Origin of the sequence: Streptomyces sp. S186 (genome assembly GCF_051603415.1) — a bacterium.
GTDB lineage: Bacteria > Actinomycetota > Actinomycetes > Streptomycetales > Streptomycetaceae > Streptomyces.
Genome location: NZ_CP193932.1, coordinates 184,414 through 201,188, shown reverse-complemented (window position 1 = coordinate 201,188; position 16,775 = coordinate 184,414). Strand labels below are relative to the sequence as shown.

Sequence of the window (16,775 nt, the reverse complement as noted above, 5' to 3'; positions counted from 1 at the left end):
GCTCGGGAGTAATTTCGGTGTCCGATGTAATCTCGGGCCCGTACCTCCCGGCAGACGACCGGGCCCACCGCGTGAGAACGGTCGACCGCATGAACCTGGCGTACCTGCCGAGCCCTTCGCAGGGGGTCTGGCACCTGGGCCCCGTGCCCATCCGCGCGTATGCGCTCTGCATCATCCTCGGCATATTCGTGGCGGTGTGGCTGTCACAACGCCGGTGGGCGGCACGCGGCCGGGACCCGCAGGAGATCGCCGACATCGCGATGTGGGCGGTGCCGTTCGGTCTGCTGGGCGGCCGGCTCTACCACGTGATCACCGATCCCGAGCTGTACTTCGCACCGGGCAAGCACCCCATCGAGGCGCTGTACGTCTGGAACGGCGGGCTCGGCATCCCCGGCGCGGTCGCCCTCGGAGCGTTCGGTGCCTGGCTCGGCTGTCGTCGGCGCGGCATCAAACTGGCCGACTTCGCCGACGCGGTCGCCCCCGGCCTGGTACTCGCCCAGGGCATCGGCCGCTGGGGCAACTACTTCAACCAGGAGCTCTACGGCGGCCCCACCAACCTGCCGTGGAAGCTGCTGATCGACCCCGCCCACCGGCCCGCAGACACCCCTGGCATCGCCTTCTACCACCCCACCTTCCTCTACGAATCCCTGTGGGACATCGGCGTCATGGCCCTGCTGCTGTGGCTCGACCGGCGCTACCGCCTTGGCCGTGGCCGCTTGTTCGCCTGCTACGTCCTGGCGTACGCGACGGGCCGCGTCTGGATCGAAGCCCTCCGCATCGACCACGCCAACCACTTCCTGGGAATCCGGCTCAATGACTGGGTCTCGGCGGCCCTGATCCTCGCCGCGTTGATCTACCTCTTCGTCGCCAGGCGCGGTCGCTCGTCCCACGACGGCGTGGACGGTGCAGCCGGCGGAGTCGCGGGACACGAACAGGGCATGCGACAGCGGTAGTTGACGGGGCGGGCCCCTGCCCTTCACAGTGCACGCGACGACCGGCCGCGGCGCCGCGCCTCCGGCTCAGCCTCCAGCGGCTTCCGCGGTCCCAGCCAGGCGGCTGCCACGGTGATCACCGCAGCGGCCAGCAGAATCAGCACGGCCCGGCGTGCGCCGTTCACGCCCGTACCGCCGGGCGGAGCGAGGTGCAGGGCGAGGGTGACCAGGGCGACCCCCAGCGCGGTGCCCAGGCCCCGCGCCATGTTCACCAGGCCACCGCCGGTGCCCGAGGAGCCGGCCGGAATCGACCCCATGATCAGTGCGTTGTTGGCCGGGGTGAAGGTGCCCAGGCCCAGCCCCAGCAAGGCAAGGGCCAGGGGCAGGATCCGGTCCGTCATCGGGAGTACGACCATGGCGGCCAGCGCGCCCACACACACCAGCGCGCCGAGCAGACAACGCGCCCGTTCGGACATGCTCCTCGGCAGCAGACGATCGGCGGCGGTCGCACCCAGGGCGAAACCGCCGGGCAACGCCGTCAGCACCAGGCCGGCGACCAGCTCCGAGGTGCCGCCCGCCGTCAGCGTGATCGGCACCAGCACCAGCGGGCCGAACAGCACCAGATAGCCGCACAGTGCACCGGCCAGTCCGGTCGACACGGCCCGTCCGCGCAGCAGCGCCAGGTCCAGAAGCGGGGCTGCGGCTCGCCGTTGCCGGGCGACGAATGCCCACCCCGCGGCACCGGCCACGACGAACAGCACGGCGATGCCCCACCCAGGCACCGGGAGCCCGGACGCGGCCGAGACCGCCAGCAACCCGGATGTCGTCGCCAGGGCCAACCAGCCCAGCCCGGTCCAGTCGAAGCCCGACGAGGGATGGTGGGCGCGCGTCCGGGGCAGCAGGTACTGCCCGGCGACCAGGGCCAGCAGCCCGATGGGCACGTTGACGCCGAAGACCCAGCGCCAGCCCAGCGTCGCGACCAGGGCGCCACCCACCGTCGGCCCCAGCGCCAGGCCGAGCGCCTGGGCCGCCGCCTGTACGCCCAGTGCCGTCCGCATCCGGTCCGGCGGTGCACTGGTGGTCACCAGAGCCACGCTGTTGGCCTGCATCAACGCCGCCCCCACCGCCTGCAGGATCCGGAAGCCCACCAGCGCGCCCAGCGCGGGTGCCAGGCCGCAGGCCGCCGAGGCCACGGTGAAGACCACGAACCCGTAGAGGTACATCAGCTTGCGCCCGTGCGCGTCGGACAGTCGGCCCATGGGCACCAACAGGGCGACCAGCGTCAGCAGATACGCCAGCGACACCCACTCCACCGCCGCCAGCGAGGTGCCGAACTCGCGCTGCAGACTGCCGTACGTCAGCGTCACGATGCTGGCGTCGAGCTGCCCCATGAACGCACCGAAGCAGACCGTCGCCACCGCCAACCACCAGGCGAGCGGATGCGTACGTATGCGATCCGGGCGAGCCCGCTCGCGCGTCAGGACCTTCAGCGCCGAGCGGGGTCGAGGCATCGTCCGTCCGGTCACGCTTCCCCCTGCTCCAGGGTTCGAGGCTGTACCACACGGCAATTGTATCGGTGTCCGAAATATTTTGTTACCGATACACTGACCGCACCGACGCGGTCCACGCACGGTGAGCGGCGGCCTCTCTTCCACCGTGGAGCAAACCCGGGGCGCCCGCATCGCCCGAGCCGCGACCTGCCGAGAGCGGCGTCCCTCCGCAATCCGCAACGATCTCGAACGGCGCCGCTGACGGAAAATGTCGACCATGGATGGGTACGAGGCCCTGCCACGCCGTGACCGGTTCCATGGCGAGGTTGGAGTTCAGCGCAACATCACCACCGCCGCGACGGTGACGGTCAGCGCCGAGCCCATGGCCATCAGTGCCAGGCGTCCATTCCGCGCGTGTGCGGCCGGATACCGTTCGCGCAGGAGGGCAACGGCCGCGGTCGCGCCGCGCAGCAGCACGCCTGCCACCATGGCCATCAGCAGAGCATCCGCGCCGTAGGGCAAGGGCACGGCTTGAGTGACCAGTCCGCCAAGAAGCGGACCGAGGCATGCGAGGGCCAGCCATGGAGAGATCCGCCGCCGGCCTCTGGCCTCCAACAGCGCTGTCAGCGCCAGCCCTTCACCTCCTGCATGGACGACCAGCGCCGCTATGACCGCCACTGACGGCAGCAGGACCACCGTCATCCCCTCGACCGCCCGATGCAGTACGAGGGCGGCGGCCGTCCCCAGGCCGTGACCCCGCCCGCGCCCACCGATCCGGCACAGCAGTGCGCCACACGCGGGCACGACGACATAGCCTGCGGTTACCCCGACAGGCACCGTCCACCCAGGCAACCCCGATGTCCGCGCATCACTGAGCGCGTGCGGCAGGAGATCGAACACCGCCAGGGCCAGGAGAACGCCGCCGGCCGCAGGCAGTAACACTTCTCCGCGATGCGGCCAACGTCGCACCGACCAGGCACCGGCCAGGGTGCCCAGAGCGACCAGCACCAGTCCGGCATACGCCCCGGGCGTGAAACCCATTGGTGCGACAGCCAGTTGCGCCACATCGACGGTCCGAGCGTTCACCGCATTCACCGCTCCCACCTCACACGGCGGCAGGACTCCAGTACGCCACGACCCAGACTCCCGCCAGCAGACGCAGTCCGCCATCCGGGTGACGTGGGGTGGTGTGGTGGGGCCAGGCGAGGCTGGGTGTCGGCATGCGGGATCTGGGACTGCCTGCTGCAATTGCAGCTGCAATGTCCCTTGGGTGGCGCTGATCCGCTCGGGTGGTAGCCGTCACCGGATCGGGCCATCGTTGGGGAAGACGCGTATTCCCGCCAGCAATGCAACTCCGAAGAGGAACCGGCGAAGGAGAAGCAGCATGGCCACGTACACCCGACGTGACGCGACCGCCATGGATACCTGGGACCCGGTGCTGTACTGGTACGCCCGGGCCGTCGGCGAAATGCAGAAGCGGAACCCCGACGAGGACCCCACCAGCTGGGTCTACCAGGCACGCATCCATGGTGTCGAGAAGAGCAGGCTCACCAAGGACACCCGACCGGGCTGGAACCAGTGCCCGCACGGCGGATGGTTCTTCCTGCCCTGGCACCGAGGCTACCTGTGGTACTTTGAGAAGATCGTCCGGGCCACCATCCAGCAGATCGCCACACGCGAGGGACACAGCGCACCCACGGACTGGGCCCTGCCCTACTGGAACTACGCGAGGGACCCCGGAGGTATCCTCCCCGCCTTCACCTCCCGCGCACTTCCGGCAGCGTTCCGCGAACCGACCATGCCCGAAAACCCGGACGGCAGCGGCCAACCCGTCCCCAACCCGCTCTACCTCCCCGACACGGCCGTCCCCGAAGAGGACTTCTGGAAGAATCCGCACCGCGGAGTGGGAAAGAACTCGGCCCCCGAGGTCGTCCCCTACGACGAGGCCAGCCCGTACTGCGCCATGCTGCGGAACCTCTTCTCCCTCCCGCTGGGAGGCCCGGTGCCCCAGCCCAGCTTCGGCAGTGGACACACCGGCAGCGACATGCCGCACTACGAGAGGAAGGGGCCCGGCGTCCTCGAACTGACCCCGCACGCGATGATCCACGACGGTGTCGCAGGCTGGATGGGTGAAGTGGCAGGCTCCGCCCGCGACCCGATCTTCTGGCTGCACCATGCCAACATCGACCGCTTCTGGCCGGCATGGCTGCGAAGAGGCGTCGACCACTCGAACCCGAAGGACAAGGACTGGCTGACCAAGACGTACACCTTCTTCGACGAGGCAGGGACGTTGCTGACCCCCACGACCGAGGAAGTCCTGGCCAACGCAGGCGACTACAACTACGAGTCGCTGGACAGCGGAACGGGAGAACAACCTGCGGTGTGCGCACGCCAGTTGGCGCAAGCCGAAGAGAGGATCCTGGTCACGTCCAACCCCGGCCATACGCTCAGCCTCGCCGGCCCGACCGAAGTCCCGCTGGAGGCCGCCAACGACTCCAGCCAGACACAGGACTTCCTCTCCAGCGGCGCCGTGCCCGAGACCGGGCTGATCCTCACCGTGCGGGGCATCCGCTCCAACGTCCCTCCGGGGACCCCGTACCGCATCTACCTCAACCCGCCGCAGGGTCAGGGGCAAGGCCAGGACCGGCCTGACGACGCCTACTTCGTCGGCTGGGTCTCCTTCTTCGGATCGAGCGAAGGCGAACACCACGGCAACGGAGACGGCAACGAGTTCAGCTACGACATCACCGAGCGTGTGCGTCAGCTCCAGGAACAGGGGATGTGGTCCGAAGGACCCGTCACCGTCTCCCTCGTGCCGGCCACCTCCATACCCAGCGACCTGGCCACCAGCCCCCACGCTCCGCAACCCAGCATCGACCGGGTGACCATCACCACCCAGTGACGTCGCTGCCCAGGCAGTCAACTCCCCTCCGGGGCATGCCAACACCGTGCCGCTGTGAGCGACAGCGGCACAGCCGACTGCATTGCCATAACAGCAACAATAGTTGCCGCGGCGTACGTGGCGGTCGCAGCCTGGTGTTCGACCAAGGCCGTCGACAACAGCCAGGAGGCCACACCATGACCACCCGCGAAGGCGTCGAGTCCGCAACGAGTCCGGACGACATGGCGCCGCCGAACAACCGCGTCCACCACGTGCGAGCCGGCGAGTTGGACGGCTACACCGCTCTCAGCGGCGGCACCGTCGGCTCGAAGAAGCTGTGGATGGGGCTGGTCGAAAACCCACCGTTGAGCGCAACGGACAACCATCACCATGGCGATTCCGAGGCGGGGATCTACGTGGTCAGTGGACACCCCGTGTTCGTCTTCCACGACGGCACCCAGGAGGTGCGGATCTCCGCCGGCCCGGGCGACTTCCTCCTCGTCCCTCCGTTCGTTCCGCATCGCGAGGAGAATCCGGACCCGGACGAGCCCGTGGTAGTCGTCATCGCGCGGACCACGCAGGAGCCGATCAAGGTGTCGGTGCCTGAGTTGTACCAGCTCAAGGAAACAGACGCGCAGTAGGGACGACGAGCAGTAGGGACATGGACATTACGGGGGCCGCGCCTGTCAGTGGCGCGGCCCCTGGCCCTTACGTGACCCTCACACTCGGTCAGCGGCGATCAGCAGGTACTGGAAGCTTCCGTTGCGGTAGGCGTTCAGGAACGTTTCCTCGATGCCGGTGACCAGATGGTCGGCCTGCCTGCGCAGTTCCCAGTACGGAAGCGCGGCCTCGGTCAGCTCCTCGACATGCACGGGGACGAGCCGGTTGCGGGCCATGGCGCTGAAGTACGCCGACCGGGGATGGATGTCGCAGATGTAGTGGGCGTTGATCAGGGACACCTCGCGGGAGGCGCGCCCGTAGGCGTCGTTGTAGCAGCCGGTGATCGTCACATAGCGTCCGCCGCGCCGCAGCAGTCGCGCGTGCTCCGCGAACAGCAGGTCCAGTTCGACGTACATCGTCGACTCGTTGTTCCAGGACGCCGCGTACGCGCCGGTGGTGAAGCCGGTGTCGAGCATGTTGCAGTGGTGGTAGCGGACCTTGTCGTCGATTCCGCGGTTGCGGGCCTGCTCGTTGGCGAAGTCGGCCTGCTTGGCGGAGATGGTGACCCCGTCGGCGTGGCAGCCGTAGCGCAGATGCGCGACCACGCTGCCGCCGCCGCGTCCGCACCCGGCGTCGAAGACGCGGTCGGCGGGGGTGAGGTCGCCGAGGTGGGACGCGAGGAGTTCGGCCTGGGCGTGCTCCAGCCGGTGCAGCTCGCTGGTGACCCGCTCGCGACGGCGGTCGGCGTCCGGCTCGTCGAGAACCGAGCAGTCGGCCTCCCCGATGCCGTAGTGGTGGTGGTACAGGTCGTCGATCTTGCCGAGTTCCAGATTGACCGGGTTCTCCTCGGCGTTCCAGTAGTCCGCGACCCGGGACTGGTACGTGGACTGGGTCGGCACCGGCGTGCGGGTGGCGGTGTCGGCGTGGGTGATCGTCAACGGTGACTCCTTGTGACGGTACGTGCTGTTGCTCTACCAGTAGTTGGGCAGCTGGTAGCGGTCGGTGTTGGTGGCGTGCCACTCGTGGTTGCCGGAGACCCAGTCGGTCAGTCCCCGGACGTATTTCTCCAGGAGCGGGGAGAGGGCGGCCAGTGGGGCCGACTCCGCTTCGAACGCCTCGTAGACCTGGTTGTGGATCTCGACGCTCTTCAAGTAGGCGGCCTTCAGACCCCGTTTGTCGTTGGCGGCCACGACTTGCGGCAGGTTGAGGTGCTTCGGGTCACTGGCCAGTTCCTTGGTGAAGGAATACAGGTCGTTGACGATGGTTGTGGCGTTGCACGCCAGGGCGGTGACCCGCTGGACCTCGGGACGGACGTAGAGCGCCTCGGGTAGTTCGTAGCCGTCCACGGCGTCCACGAGCGACAGGCAGGGGCGGAAGTTGTTGAACTGGCGCATGACCAGGTACTCCCAGACACGCGGTGTGTGCCGCGTCCCGGCCCAGGACGCCTCGGCGAGATAGCCGAGATGCAGCCGGGCCATGTCGTGCACGAACCGGTCCGCCTGGCTGGGCGTCGCGACGGCCGCGTAGTCCTTGATCGCCCAGTAGTACGAGCGCAGCGGCCCGTCGGCCTGCATGCCCGCGTGCCACTCCTCCTCCAGTGCGGGGGTGCCGTGGAACGGGTCGAGAGCCGACTGGGCCAGGATCAGACGACCGCCCAGTTCGCTGCGCGAAGCGCCCCGGCCCTCGTCCTCCTCGCAGTAGCAACTGTCGACGACGTTCTCGGCGAGCAGGAACTTGCCGGCGACGGTGAGGCGTTCGAGGTCGGCCGCGCCGGGGTGCTGCAGGACGACGGCCCGACCGCACTGGAACTCCGCGAAGTCCCCGGTCCACTGCGGAGGGAAGAGGTCCAGGTCACGGGCCCAGGCTTCCAACCTGCGGTCGATCTCCGCGGCCTTTTCCGGGTCGGCGGGGATGGCCGGTCGGTACTTCAGGCCCGGGACGGCTCCGCCGCGGCGGGCTCGCAGGTCCCGGACGAGGGTCGGCGGCCCAGGCATCGTGAATCCGGAGTCGGTCATGGGGGACGTGCTCATGGTTGGTACTCCACCGGGGTCAGTCGGCGCTCCGGCCGAGCTGGACGTTCTCCAGGATTCCGACGGCGTCGGGCACGAGGATGGCCTGCGAGTAGTAGGCGGTGACGAGGTACTTGATGATGGCGGCCTGGTCGATGCCCATGAAGCGGACGTTCAGCCCTGGTTGGAACTCCTCGGGGATGCCTGTCTGGTACAGGCCGACGACGCCCTGGTCGGCCTCTCCGGTACGCAGCGCGATGATGCTGCTGGTGTGCGTGTCACCGATCGGGATCTTGCCGCACGGGAAGATCGGAACGCCGCGCCAGGCAGGAACCTCGTGCCCGTCGACGTCGGCCGTGCCCGGCACCAGACCGCGTTTGTTGCACTGCCGGAAGAAGGCGGCGATGGCCTTGGGATGGGCCAGGAACAGCCGTGTCTTGCGGCGCATGGACAGCAGCTCGTCCATGTCGTCGGGGGTCGGCGGGCCGGTGTAGGTGCTGATGCGCTGGCCGTAGTCGGTGTTGTGCAGCAGCCCGAACTCACGGTTGTTGACCAGCTCCCACTCCTGGCGCTCGCGGATCTCCTCGACGGTGAGCCGGAGTTGCTGCTGGGTCTGGTCCATGGGTTCGTTGAAGAGGTCGGCGACCCGGCTGTGGACCCGCAGCACGGTCTGGGTCAGCGAGAGTTCGTACTCGCGCGGGGCGAGTTCGTAGTCGACGAAGCCGCCGGACAGCGTCGGCTCGCCGACGTGCCCGGCCTGTACCGGCACATCCGCCTCACCCTTGCGGTTCATGGGGCGCTGCTGCTGCTCCGCGTACGCCGACAGGTGTGCGGCCAGGCCCGGCACGCGGCCGGTGAATTCCTGGAGCACGTCCCAGGGCAGGACCATCACCACGCCCGCGGTTTCGGCGCGGACGGAACTCAACCACCGCGGATCGGCCCGGCCGATGGCCTCGTCCCCGATCTGGTCGCCGTCCGTGACGACGCCGATGACCTCCTCGTCGCCGTACTTGCCTGGCTTGTAACGGGCGAACCGGCCGTGGACGACGAGGAACGCCTCGGTGACGGGCTGCCCCGCTTCGAAGAGGACCTGGCCGGCCCGGACCTCCCGGACCCGGAAGCGGCCGGCGATCTCCTTGAGGACCTCGATGTCGTCGTAGCCGCGCAGGACGGGGAGTTCGGTGAGGGTCTGCGGGATCACCCGGATGTCGTCCGCGCCGTTCTGCTCGAACTGGACGCGTCCCCGGCCGACTTTGAGCTGCAGCCGCCGGTTGACCCGGTAGGTGCCACCCTTGACGTCCACCCACGGCAGCATCTTCAGCAGCCACCGCGAGGTGATGGCCTGCATCTGGGGCACGGTCTTGGTGGTGGTGGCGAGTTGCCGTGCGGCCTGCGTACTGAGGCTGGTGCCCGCGCTGTCCGCGGGCGCTTGGGGCACGGGCTCTTCGGCGACGGAACCGGTGACGCTGTCCGGTGTGGACACATTCCCTCCCGGGACGTGAACAGAGGTGGGCGGTACGGCGATTGGCGCACAGGAGGCCGTCCGCGAGACAAGCGAAACAGGCAGGAGATCATTTCTGGTACGGCGTGAAAGGGGGCGCTTTCGCGTCGAGGGGGCGCAAACCCCAGATCGATGCAGATGAATCTCCATCACGAATTCCGCGCGCCCCCGGCTACCACGTTTCCCAGGCATGCATGCCTCGTGACCTGGGCTAATCGTGTCCCTCGTTGGTGATGGGATCGCACATTGATCCGAGAGTGCGTGACTGGGGCGGCGCCCCACTCTCAGACGTCGATGGCGCGTCCGCGTACCAGAGGCAGGAAGACCTCGTCAGGCAGCAAGACCTCGTCCACGATCTCCGTCAGCACCTCGCCGGCGACCTCGGGCAGACCGCGCAACACGGCCTCGCCGGGACCAGGCGACCCTGGCCCAGCACGATCCGGAACGAGACTTCGACGCCGCCGGCTTCGGTGTGGTCAGGGTTCTGTCGCCCGGCCCGGCCGAAGGCCCGTATGCGAAGTTGGGGTGGGCGCTGCTGTCCAGCAGCCCCGGGGCGGCCACACCGAACTGGCTGAACGGGCTTGCCTAGCTGATGGTGGAGGCGCAGGTGGTGGGGGTGGCGTGGGCCGGGTCGAGGGCGTTGGCCGTCTCGTGGAAGGCCATCCGGTCGAGGAGGCCGAGGCTCCCATGCATGGAGATGTCGAGGGGGCACAGGTCCTGGAGCAGGATGTTGTGGACGCCGGGGCCGTGGAGGAACTCCGAGCCGAGAGGCGTCACGACCTCGTCGTACTTGGTGGCGATGACGGTGTAATGGATGCCGGGCAGGGTCTCGCGCCCGGCATTGAGACGGCGCAGCAGGGGGGAGCCGGCCCTTTGCTGGATCAGTCCCGGCGTGAGCGTGTGGAGGGACTGTTTGACCGGGGCGATCTCCACGAGCTTGACCAGGCCGTGCAGGTCGGTGCCGTGGTTGTCGGGGGCCAGCCCGACCAGCGTATGGACCTTGTGGCGGCCGCCGTGGAACTTCATGTACACCCGCGGCATCATGCCGCCCTGCGAGTGGCCGACGATATCGACCTTCTCCGCACCCGTCGCGGCCAGTACCCGGTTCACGTAGGCCGCCAGCTGCCTGGCCGAGTCGTCGATCGGGCCGAGCCCTCCGATAAGGGGGAGGATGGGCAACTGCCCGTAGGTCAGGGAGAAGACGCAGTAGCCGCGGGCCACCAAGTAGGGCGCGAGGCCCAGCCAGTTGTCGACGCCGTTGCCGAGGGTGCCGTGGGTCAGGACGACCGGGCGGGGATGACGGGGGGAGGGCTTGCAGGAGAAGTTGTTCCAGCCGCTGCTGACGGGGGCCGCCCAGGGGGCATGACGGGCGATGACTGTGGCCGAGGGCCGCAGGAGCGGCAGTCCCAAGGGGCCTCGTAGGGGGGCGATGGCCGGTGACTGGAGGGGGACGACGAGCGGTTTGCCGGTGGGTGCGGTGGCCGAGGGGCGGGCGACAGCGGAGGGCGAAGCCGTGAGGCTGATGGCCAGAGTGGCCGCCGGGACGGCGGTGAGCAGTCTCGACCAACGCAGCTTCATACGGTGCTCCTTGCGGGGAAGACGGCTCCGAAGTGATTCGTGAGCCGTTCGTCAGAGATCCGGATCGCAAGGGCCAACGTGGTGAGCGATGGGCAAGTTACGGTCGGTAATCATTCTGTCGCAGCGGATTCACGGGGGTGGACGCCGCGGACGGCCGCCCCGGATGGGGCAGCAAGACCGTCCCTGTGTCCGGCGGCGACTGTCCGGCGGCGACGACGCCGGGACGGGTGACACCGGGACGGGTTCACCACACCCCGGGGATCAGCCTGGGCGTCCGGGCCGCGTACGACCGGTACTCCTCGCCCAGGGCGTCGAGCAGCATGCGTTCCTCGACGTGTATCCGATAGCCCACCGCGACCAGACAGCAGACCGTCATCACCAACCAGGACGCCGCGTTGTCCAGGAGCAGCGCGAGGTCCGTGGCGGCGAGCAGGCCGCCGGTGTAGGCGGGATGCCGGACGTAGCGGTACGGCCCTTTGGTGACGACTCGGTGGCCGTGCTGGATGTGCACCGTGCCACGGAAGAAGCGGCCCAGCGTGATCATGCCCCACAGTCGGATCCCGATCCCGGCCCAGGCCACGACCAGTACGGCCATGCGCACGGCCGACAGCTCCGTGGAGTACGACAGGGCCGGCACCGCATCCCGGACGGGTGCCGCCAGCATGGCCCCGCCGCCGATCAGCACCGGGAAGACCAGGAAACTGAGCCACTCGGTCCGTTCGGTCCGCTCGCTACGGATTCGCTGGCCTGTCTGGAGCAGGATCTCCGCCGCTGCCCAGACCCAGGCAGTGACGATGAGCGCGGTGTTCACAACGTGGTGCAGCACGGCACCTCCCGGCTGTTCCCGGACCCCGTACCCCGACACGGGGTCGTACGGCGTCAGCTTCGCACCGGGCGCGGGTGGAGTGGATCCACTCAGGGGTGGAGTCCGGGTGGATACCCGCCCATGGATGGCTCGACCTTTGCCCGACCTTGCTGGCGGAGCGGGTGGTGGCTGGGCCGAGGGAGCGCACGGGCGCCATGGCAGGATGGCGGCATGGTGAAGAATCAGCCGTGGACGGGGCTTCACGGGGACCTGCTGGTGGCCAAGGCGTCGGTGTACGACCCGGGCGGTTTCGCCTGCTCACTGCCGGTGCCCGAACCGGAGAGCGCCGAGTACGCGGCTTGCGGGTTCACCCTTGACGGCCGCACGGTGCGGTTCCGCGTGGCCAAGACCACCCCGACGAAGGTGGGCCAGTTCGTCACCGTGTGGCAGCGGTCCGAGGAGGGGCCGATCCGGCCCTTCGACGCCGACGACGGGGTGGACCTCTTCGTCATCAGCAGCCGCGACGACAACGGCTTTGGACAGTTCGTGTTCCCGCGCGAGGTGTTGTGCGAGCGCGACATCGTCTCCCGCAACGGCGCCGGTGGGAAGCGCGGATTCCGTGTCTATCCGCCCTGGGTGACCACGACCAACCGGCAGGCCCGCAGCACCCAGGCATGGCAGGTGAACTACTTCTTCGATATCGGCCACGACGGACCCGCCGACCTGACGCGCGCCCGTGCTCTCTACCACCCGTGCCGATCTGTGGGAATCCAGGACTGAATTGAAGGCTGCGGTGCTCCTGCGGAGCAGCCGCTGTTCAAGGCAGCCGTCGCAGGATGAGGAGGAGGTTCCGGGCGGCGAATTCTCGTATGCCTGGCCGGACGGCCGGTGCGCTTCAGGCAGCGCCGACGGGCGCGATCGGCGCCGAAGTAGTGCCAGGGCGCCGTCTCATGACCGCCCCAGGGTGAGAGCCAGTTGGTGAAGGCGCAGTAGATCAGCCCGCCGGGCCGGGTGACGCGGACCATTTCGTCGAGGAAGGTCCGCTGTGAAGTACCCGCTGCCACCGTCGATATCGATCACGAGGGCGTCGTCGAGGGAGACATGGCGTTCGATCCGGTCGACTGCCATCGCCACGTCGAGCGTGTCGGCTCATCCCTACGCGGTTTGGGGCGAGGAAGGAACGGTAATACGCCCGGTTGTCCCTTCTCGGGTCTCGCTCAGAGCCGCCCGTCGGCCATCATGAGAATGTCACATGAGGACAAAACTCTTGGCGGACAGCAATCTGTTGAACTGATCCATTTACTGCGGTCGATGCCCTGAGGCCGCCGAGAGTGCGAGTTATCCGATAAGCGAGGCATATTCAGGTCGCGGCAGTCGTGAAAACCAGCGTGTCACTGAGGAGTTGCGACATCTTCCGCATTAGTTTTCATAGCCGTACGAAGTCGATCAACTTCTGATCGCTTCCGTTCGATCTACCGGAGATGAAATGCGCAAGCTTCGTAAGGCCGCCGTTGTGATCGCCGTACTGGGCAGCGTTGGCCTCCTCGGCGCCGGCACCGCAAACGCCTATGGCGGGCACCAGGGCGGGACGAACTCCTTCTCCAGCGACGGGGAGGACGGCGGAAAGAGAGGCGGGAAGGAAGGACCCTTCAACGTCTCCCAGGGCACCCAGTGCCGGTCGCATGACCTGAACATCGACATCCTCGGAGCGGTCGGCGTCCTCGACGGCGCACTCGGTAACGCGCTCAACGGCGAGGGCTCCTCGGGTGCGCAGCAGACCAAGCTGGGCTCCAGCATGGGCTGCAACAACGGCGCCTTCGAGAAGTAAGACCAACGCACAGCCCCGGTGCCCGAGCCGCTGCCTCGGGCGCCGGGGCTCGCTCTTGTCAAGGGACCGATGTCGAGCAAGTCGCGTATTCAGGCCCGCAGTTGGCGGGCGTCCGGAAGCTGGTCGGCGGCATCGCGCAGCGCGATGAGTCATTCGGTCGCTTGCGGCTACTGCTACGTGGCGGGCCGGCCTGACAACTCCAGCACGTCCATCAGGTGGCGCTGGGTGTGGGCGTATGCCGCCTGAGCGTTGAGTGTCCCTGCATTCACGTTCAGAACGTGCCATGGGGTCCGCGCGAGGAGGCGCCAGGTCAGGTCGGCTTCGAAGTGGAGATGAGCGGCCGCCGACGAGAGGTCATGAACGGCCCGAGTGCCAGGGGATCCGGCGAGTTTCCGCACGTACCAGTCTTCCCAGGCATCGCCTTCTCGCTCGATGGCGCGTCGCAGCGCTGTCTCCGGATCGTCGTGGACATAGACCACGGTGACCTGGGCCGGCTCCACGGCACGGGTCAGCTCTTCCACTACGTGGACGAGAGTCCCCTCGTCGTGCCCCCATGCCACAAGGGACGGAATAAAGGGCAGAAGGGCATCCGTCACCAGGTAGTCCTTGCCCGCCGCGAGCGACTCCGCGACGTAGGCGCGAGTGCACTCGACTAAGGTCGCAGGCCGGACAGCGGCAGCCCCACCAGCGAACTCTTCAGCCACGGGCCCGAAGGCCGGCCGTGTCAGAATGTCGGCCTCCTCGAAGTGGTCGACCGATGCGCCGAGACCGGTAAGCCACTCAGCCACTGCACGGCACAGGGTGGACTTTCCGACGCCGGGGCTACTACCGATCACGGAGATGAGATGCGTAGTCATGGCGGCAGTCTCGCATCTGTGCGCAGTCCTTCACGGCCCGCCGTCGACTGCGCGGTGGAGCCTGGTTTCCGTAAGTGACACAACCCGCCCAAACAACTCATCGGCGCGCGCAAGCAGCGTCATGGGGACAACACGCACTGCAGGAAGTCGGCCGGTTTCTGCGGTTTCACCGTAGGAAAAGACGGCCGTTAGAGGATCTTGGGACTTGGTTGGGCGGGTGTTGACCGAGTCGTGCGCCGGATGTACTCCGCCCGGGGAACACTGTCATAGTTCAATGATTGCGCAACTGGTGGATGGTAGCGTCCCGCCCAGTCCGGATCCCCGGCTAGCCGCGCAGGGCGCGGACAACGTGACCGCGAGTGGGGTACCTGGGAGGGAAATCGTGCGAGAGCGTCTCGCGCTGGTTGTGGCTTCGGGCGGCGGGCATGCCGGACGGGTTGCCGTCCGGTCCTCTGCCGGGGCGGTATCAGTATCAGGTTCTGCCCCGAGGCGTGGTGCTCGTGTCTCCTCGCCCTGGTCAGGGGGGCGGCTGTGAAGATCAGGAGCGAGTCGATAGGGGTGTGGCGGGTCCGGCCGACGGGGTGGCGGGCCCTCGTAGCGCCTGGTTCGATGCTGCGGCGGTTGGACTGGCCGCTGCTGGGTGCCGCCCTGGCGCTGTCCGCGCTCGGCGCGGTGCTGGTGTACTCCGCCACGCGCGGGCGTACGCAGCTGACGGGCGGTGACCAGTACTCCTTCCTGGTCCAACATGTCGTCAATACCGTCATCGGCATCGCTCTGGCGACGGGCACGGTGTGGATCGGCTCGCGCCGGCTGCGGGACCTGGTACCCGTGCTCTATGGCATCACCCTTGTGCTGGTGCTTCTCGTGCTGACCCCGGCCGGCGCCACGATCAACGGGTCGCGGCGCTGGATCATCATCGCCGGGATGTCGATCCAGCCCGCGGAGTTCGTCAAGGTCACCATCGTGCTGGCCATGGCCGTGCTGCTGGCCACCAAGGTGGACGTCGGCGACCGTCAGCGTCCCGACCACCGCAGCGTCCTGCAGTCGCTGGCGGTGGCGGGTGTGCCCGCGGTCCTGGTGCTGCTCACCCCGGACCTCGGGCAGTTCATGGGGATCGGTGTGATCGTGCTCGGGGTGCTGCTCGTGTCGGGCGCGTCCCGACGATGGGTCGCCGGGCTTCTGACCATCGGCGTGGTCGGCGCGGTCGCGGTGTGGCAGCTGCATCTGCTGGACCAGTACCAGGTCAACCGGTTCGCCGCGTTCGCCGATCCTGCCCTGGACCCGTCCGGGGTGGGCTACAACACCAGTCAGGCCCGCATCGCGATCGGATCGGGAGGACTGCTGGGGCAGGGGCTGTTCCACGGGGCGCAGACCAGCGGACAGTTCGTGCCCGAGCAGCAGACGGACTTCGTCTTCAGCGTCGCGGGGGAGGAGTTGGGCTTTGTGGGAGCCGGGGCGCTGATCGCCCTTCTCGGGGTCGTATTGTGGCGGGCGCTGCGCATTGCGCGCGAGTGCCCGGATCTTTACGGGACGGTGGTCTCGACGGGGATCGTTGCCTGGTTGGCGTTCCAGGCGTTCGAGAACATCGGCATGAATCTCGGCATCATGCCGGTCACCGGCCTGCCGCTGCCTTTCGTCAGCTACGGCGGCTCCTCCATGTTCGCCGGCTGGATTGCGATCGGCATCCTGCAATCCATTCGTCTCCAACGTCCCCTGGCCGCTTGAGAGGATGAGGGGACGAGGAAGAGGATGAGGGGACGAGGAAGAGGATGAGGGGGCGATGAGATGAGGGCATATCGGAGCGCTGTCGTCAGTAGTGAAGTGCGCGACAGTGAAGTGTTCGACGCCGAAGACGTCTTGAATGTATGCGGCGATTTCCCCGAGTCGATTTTTCGAAAGCGCCCGGCATTCGTGAAACCGAGCGCCTGAACCTCTGTGACCTGGAAGCGGCCTCCTCGTTGTACACCGGCGGGCGCCTTAGAGGGGAAGGGGAGTTCGGTATGGCCTGGATCTGCCCACTGTGCAGCAGTCCGAATGCTGTCCCGTATTGCGTGACCCCACCGGGTGGTCTTCATGCGCTGCCGTGCATGGAGTGTCAGCGGAGCGTTGCCGTCGCGCATGCCCCGCTCGCCGAGGTGGTGGGTTCCGCGCCGTGCGGCACCGATGGCTGCGCCGGTGCGGTGGTTGACCGGTTCCGGTACGGCGCGCAGGCGCAGCTCGTCGGCGTGGTCGAG

The 16,775-nt window shown here is 67.9% G+C and carries 14 protein-coding genes and 1 pseudogene; 6 read left to right on the top strand and 9 right to left on the bottom strand.

Annotated elements, in window-relative coordinates:
- The first annotated feature begins 89 nt into the window (after positions 1 to 89).
- Entirely contained in the window at positions 90 to 953 is an 864-nt protein-coding gene (lgt, locus tag ACRAS8_RS00880; protein ID WP_438483789.1) for a prolipoprotein diacylglyceryl transferase, read from the top strand.
- A 23-nt stretch (positions 954 to 976) separates the two neighbouring features.
- Here the strand turns inward: lgt and ACRAS8_RS00875 are convergent, their stop codons facing one another.
- Both ACRAS8_RS00875 and ACRAS8_RS00870 read right to left on the bottom strand, forming a co-directional pair.
- The gene (locus tag ACRAS8_RS00875) at positions 977 to 2,443 is read right to left on the bottom strand and encodes an MFS transporter (RefSeq protein ID WP_438483788.1); all 1,467 of its coding nucleotides are present in this window, start codon (positions 2,441 to 2,443) and stop codon (positions 977 to 979) included.
- Positions 2,444 to 2,755: 312 nt separating this feature from the next.
- The gene (locus tag ACRAS8_RS00870; protein WP_438483787.1) at positions 2,756 to 3,517 is read right to left on the bottom strand and encodes a hypothetical protein; all 762 of its coding nucleotides are present in this window, start codon (positions 3,515 to 3,517) and stop codon (positions 2,756 to 2,758) included.
- 289 nt (positions 3,518 to 3,806) lie between these two features.
- On the opposite strand from ACRAS8_RS00870, the gene ACRAS8_RS00865 reads away from it, so the two are divergent.
- Both ACRAS8_RS00865 and ACRAS8_RS00860 read left to right on the top strand, forming a co-directional pair.
- Positions 3,807 to 5,324 (top strand): tyrosinase family protein, encoded by a 1,518-nt coding sequence (locus tag ACRAS8_RS00865; protein ID WP_438483786.1) that lies wholly within the window; start codon positions 3,807 to 3,809, stop codon positions 5,322 to 5,324.
- Positions 5,325 to 5,500: 176 nt separating this feature from the next.
- Positions 5,501 to 5,944 (top strand): cupin domain-containing protein, encoded by a 444-nt coding sequence (locus ACRAS8_RS00860; RefSeq protein ID WP_438483785.1) that lies wholly within the window; start codon positions 5,501 to 5,503, stop codon positions 5,942 to 5,944.
- Positions 5,945 to 6,022: 78 nt separating this feature from the next.
- Here the strand turns inward: ACRAS8_RS00860 and ACRAS8_RS00855 are convergent, their stop codons facing one another.
- The 5 genes from ACRAS8_RS00855 to ACRAS8_RS00835 form a co-directional block, all read right to left on the bottom strand.
- Positions 6,023 to 6,901: a geranyl diphosphate 2-C-methyltransferase gene (locus ACRAS8_RS00855; RefSeq protein ID WP_438483784.1), complete on the bottom strand. Its 879-nt coding sequence runs from the start codon at positions 6,899 to 6,901 to the stop codon at positions 6,023 to 6,025.
- A 33-nt stretch (positions 6,902 to 6,934) separates the two neighbouring features.
- On the bottom strand, positions 6,935 to 7,993 hold the full coding sequence (locus ACRAS8_RS00850; RefSeq protein WP_438483783.1) for a family 2 encapsulin nanocompartment cargo protein terpene cyclase: 1,059 nt from the start codon (positions 7,991 to 7,993) through the stop codon (positions 6,935 to 6,937).
- A 19-nt stretch (positions 7,994 to 8,012) separates the two neighbouring features.
- On the bottom strand, positions 8,013 to 9,455 hold the full coding sequence (locus ACRAS8_RS00845; RefSeq protein ID WP_438483782.1) for a family 2B encapsulin nanocompartment shell protein: 1,443 nt from the start codon (positions 9,453 to 9,455) through the stop codon (positions 8,013 to 8,015).
- A gap of 603 nt (positions 9,456 to 10,058) precedes the next feature.
- Positions 10,059 to 11,051 carry an esterase/lipase family protein gene (locus ACRAS8_RS00840; protein WP_438483781.1) on the bottom strand — a complete coding sequence of 331 codons (993 nt, stop codon included), beginning with the start codon at positions 11,049 to 11,051 and terminating at the stop codon, positions 10,059 to 10,061.
- 244 nt (positions 11,052 to 11,295) lie between these two features.
- Positions 11,296 to 11,877, bottom strand: coding sequence for a methyltransferase family protein (locus ACRAS8_RS00835; RefSeq protein ID WP_438483780.1), 582 nt, complete (start codon positions 11,875 to 11,877; stop codon positions 11,296 to 11,298).
- 210 nt (positions 11,878 to 12,087) lie between these two features.
- Here ACRAS8_RS00835 and ACRAS8_RS00830 point away from each other — a divergent pair, with 210 nt between their 5' ends.
- A complete protein-coding gene (locus tag ACRAS8_RS00830; protein ID WP_438483779.1) occupies positions 12,088 to 12,636 on the top strand; it encodes a MepB family protein in 549 nt (182 codons plus the stop codon).
- Positions 12,637 to 12,722: 86 nt separating this feature from the next.
- On the opposite strand, the pseudogene ACRAS8_RS00825 reads toward ACRAS8_RS00830, so the two are convergent.
- Positions 12,723 to 12,899, bottom strand: a pseudogene (locus tag ACRAS8_RS00825) (SAM-dependent methyltransferase); the annotation flags it as partial.
- A 443-nt stretch (positions 12,900 to 13,342) separates the two neighbouring features.
- Here ACRAS8_RS00825 and ACRAS8_RS00820 point away from each other — a divergent pair.
- Positions 13,343 to 13,684, top strand: coding sequence for a hypothetical protein (locus tag ACRAS8_RS00820; protein ID WP_438483778.1), 342 nt, complete (start codon positions 13,343 to 13,345; stop codon positions 13,682 to 13,684).
- A 173-nt stretch (positions 13,685 to 13,857) separates the two neighbouring features.
- Here the strand turns inward: ACRAS8_RS00820 and ACRAS8_RS00815 are convergent, their stop codons facing one another.
- A complete protein-coding gene (locus ACRAS8_RS00815; RefSeq protein WP_438483777.1) occupies positions 13,858 to 14,541 on the bottom strand; it encodes a hypothetical protein in 684 nt (227 codons plus the stop codon).
- Between the two features lie 552 nt (positions 14,542 to 15,093).
- On the opposite strand from ACRAS8_RS00815, the gene rodA reads away from it, so the two are divergent.
- Positions 15,094 to 16,266 (top strand): rod shape-determining protein RodA, encoded by a 1,173-nt coding sequence (gene rodA / locus ACRAS8_RS00810; protein ID WP_438490304.1) that lies wholly within the window; start codon positions 15,094 to 15,096, stop codon positions 16,264 to 16,266.
- The last annotated feature ends 509 nt before the right edge of the window (positions 16,267 to 16,775 follow it).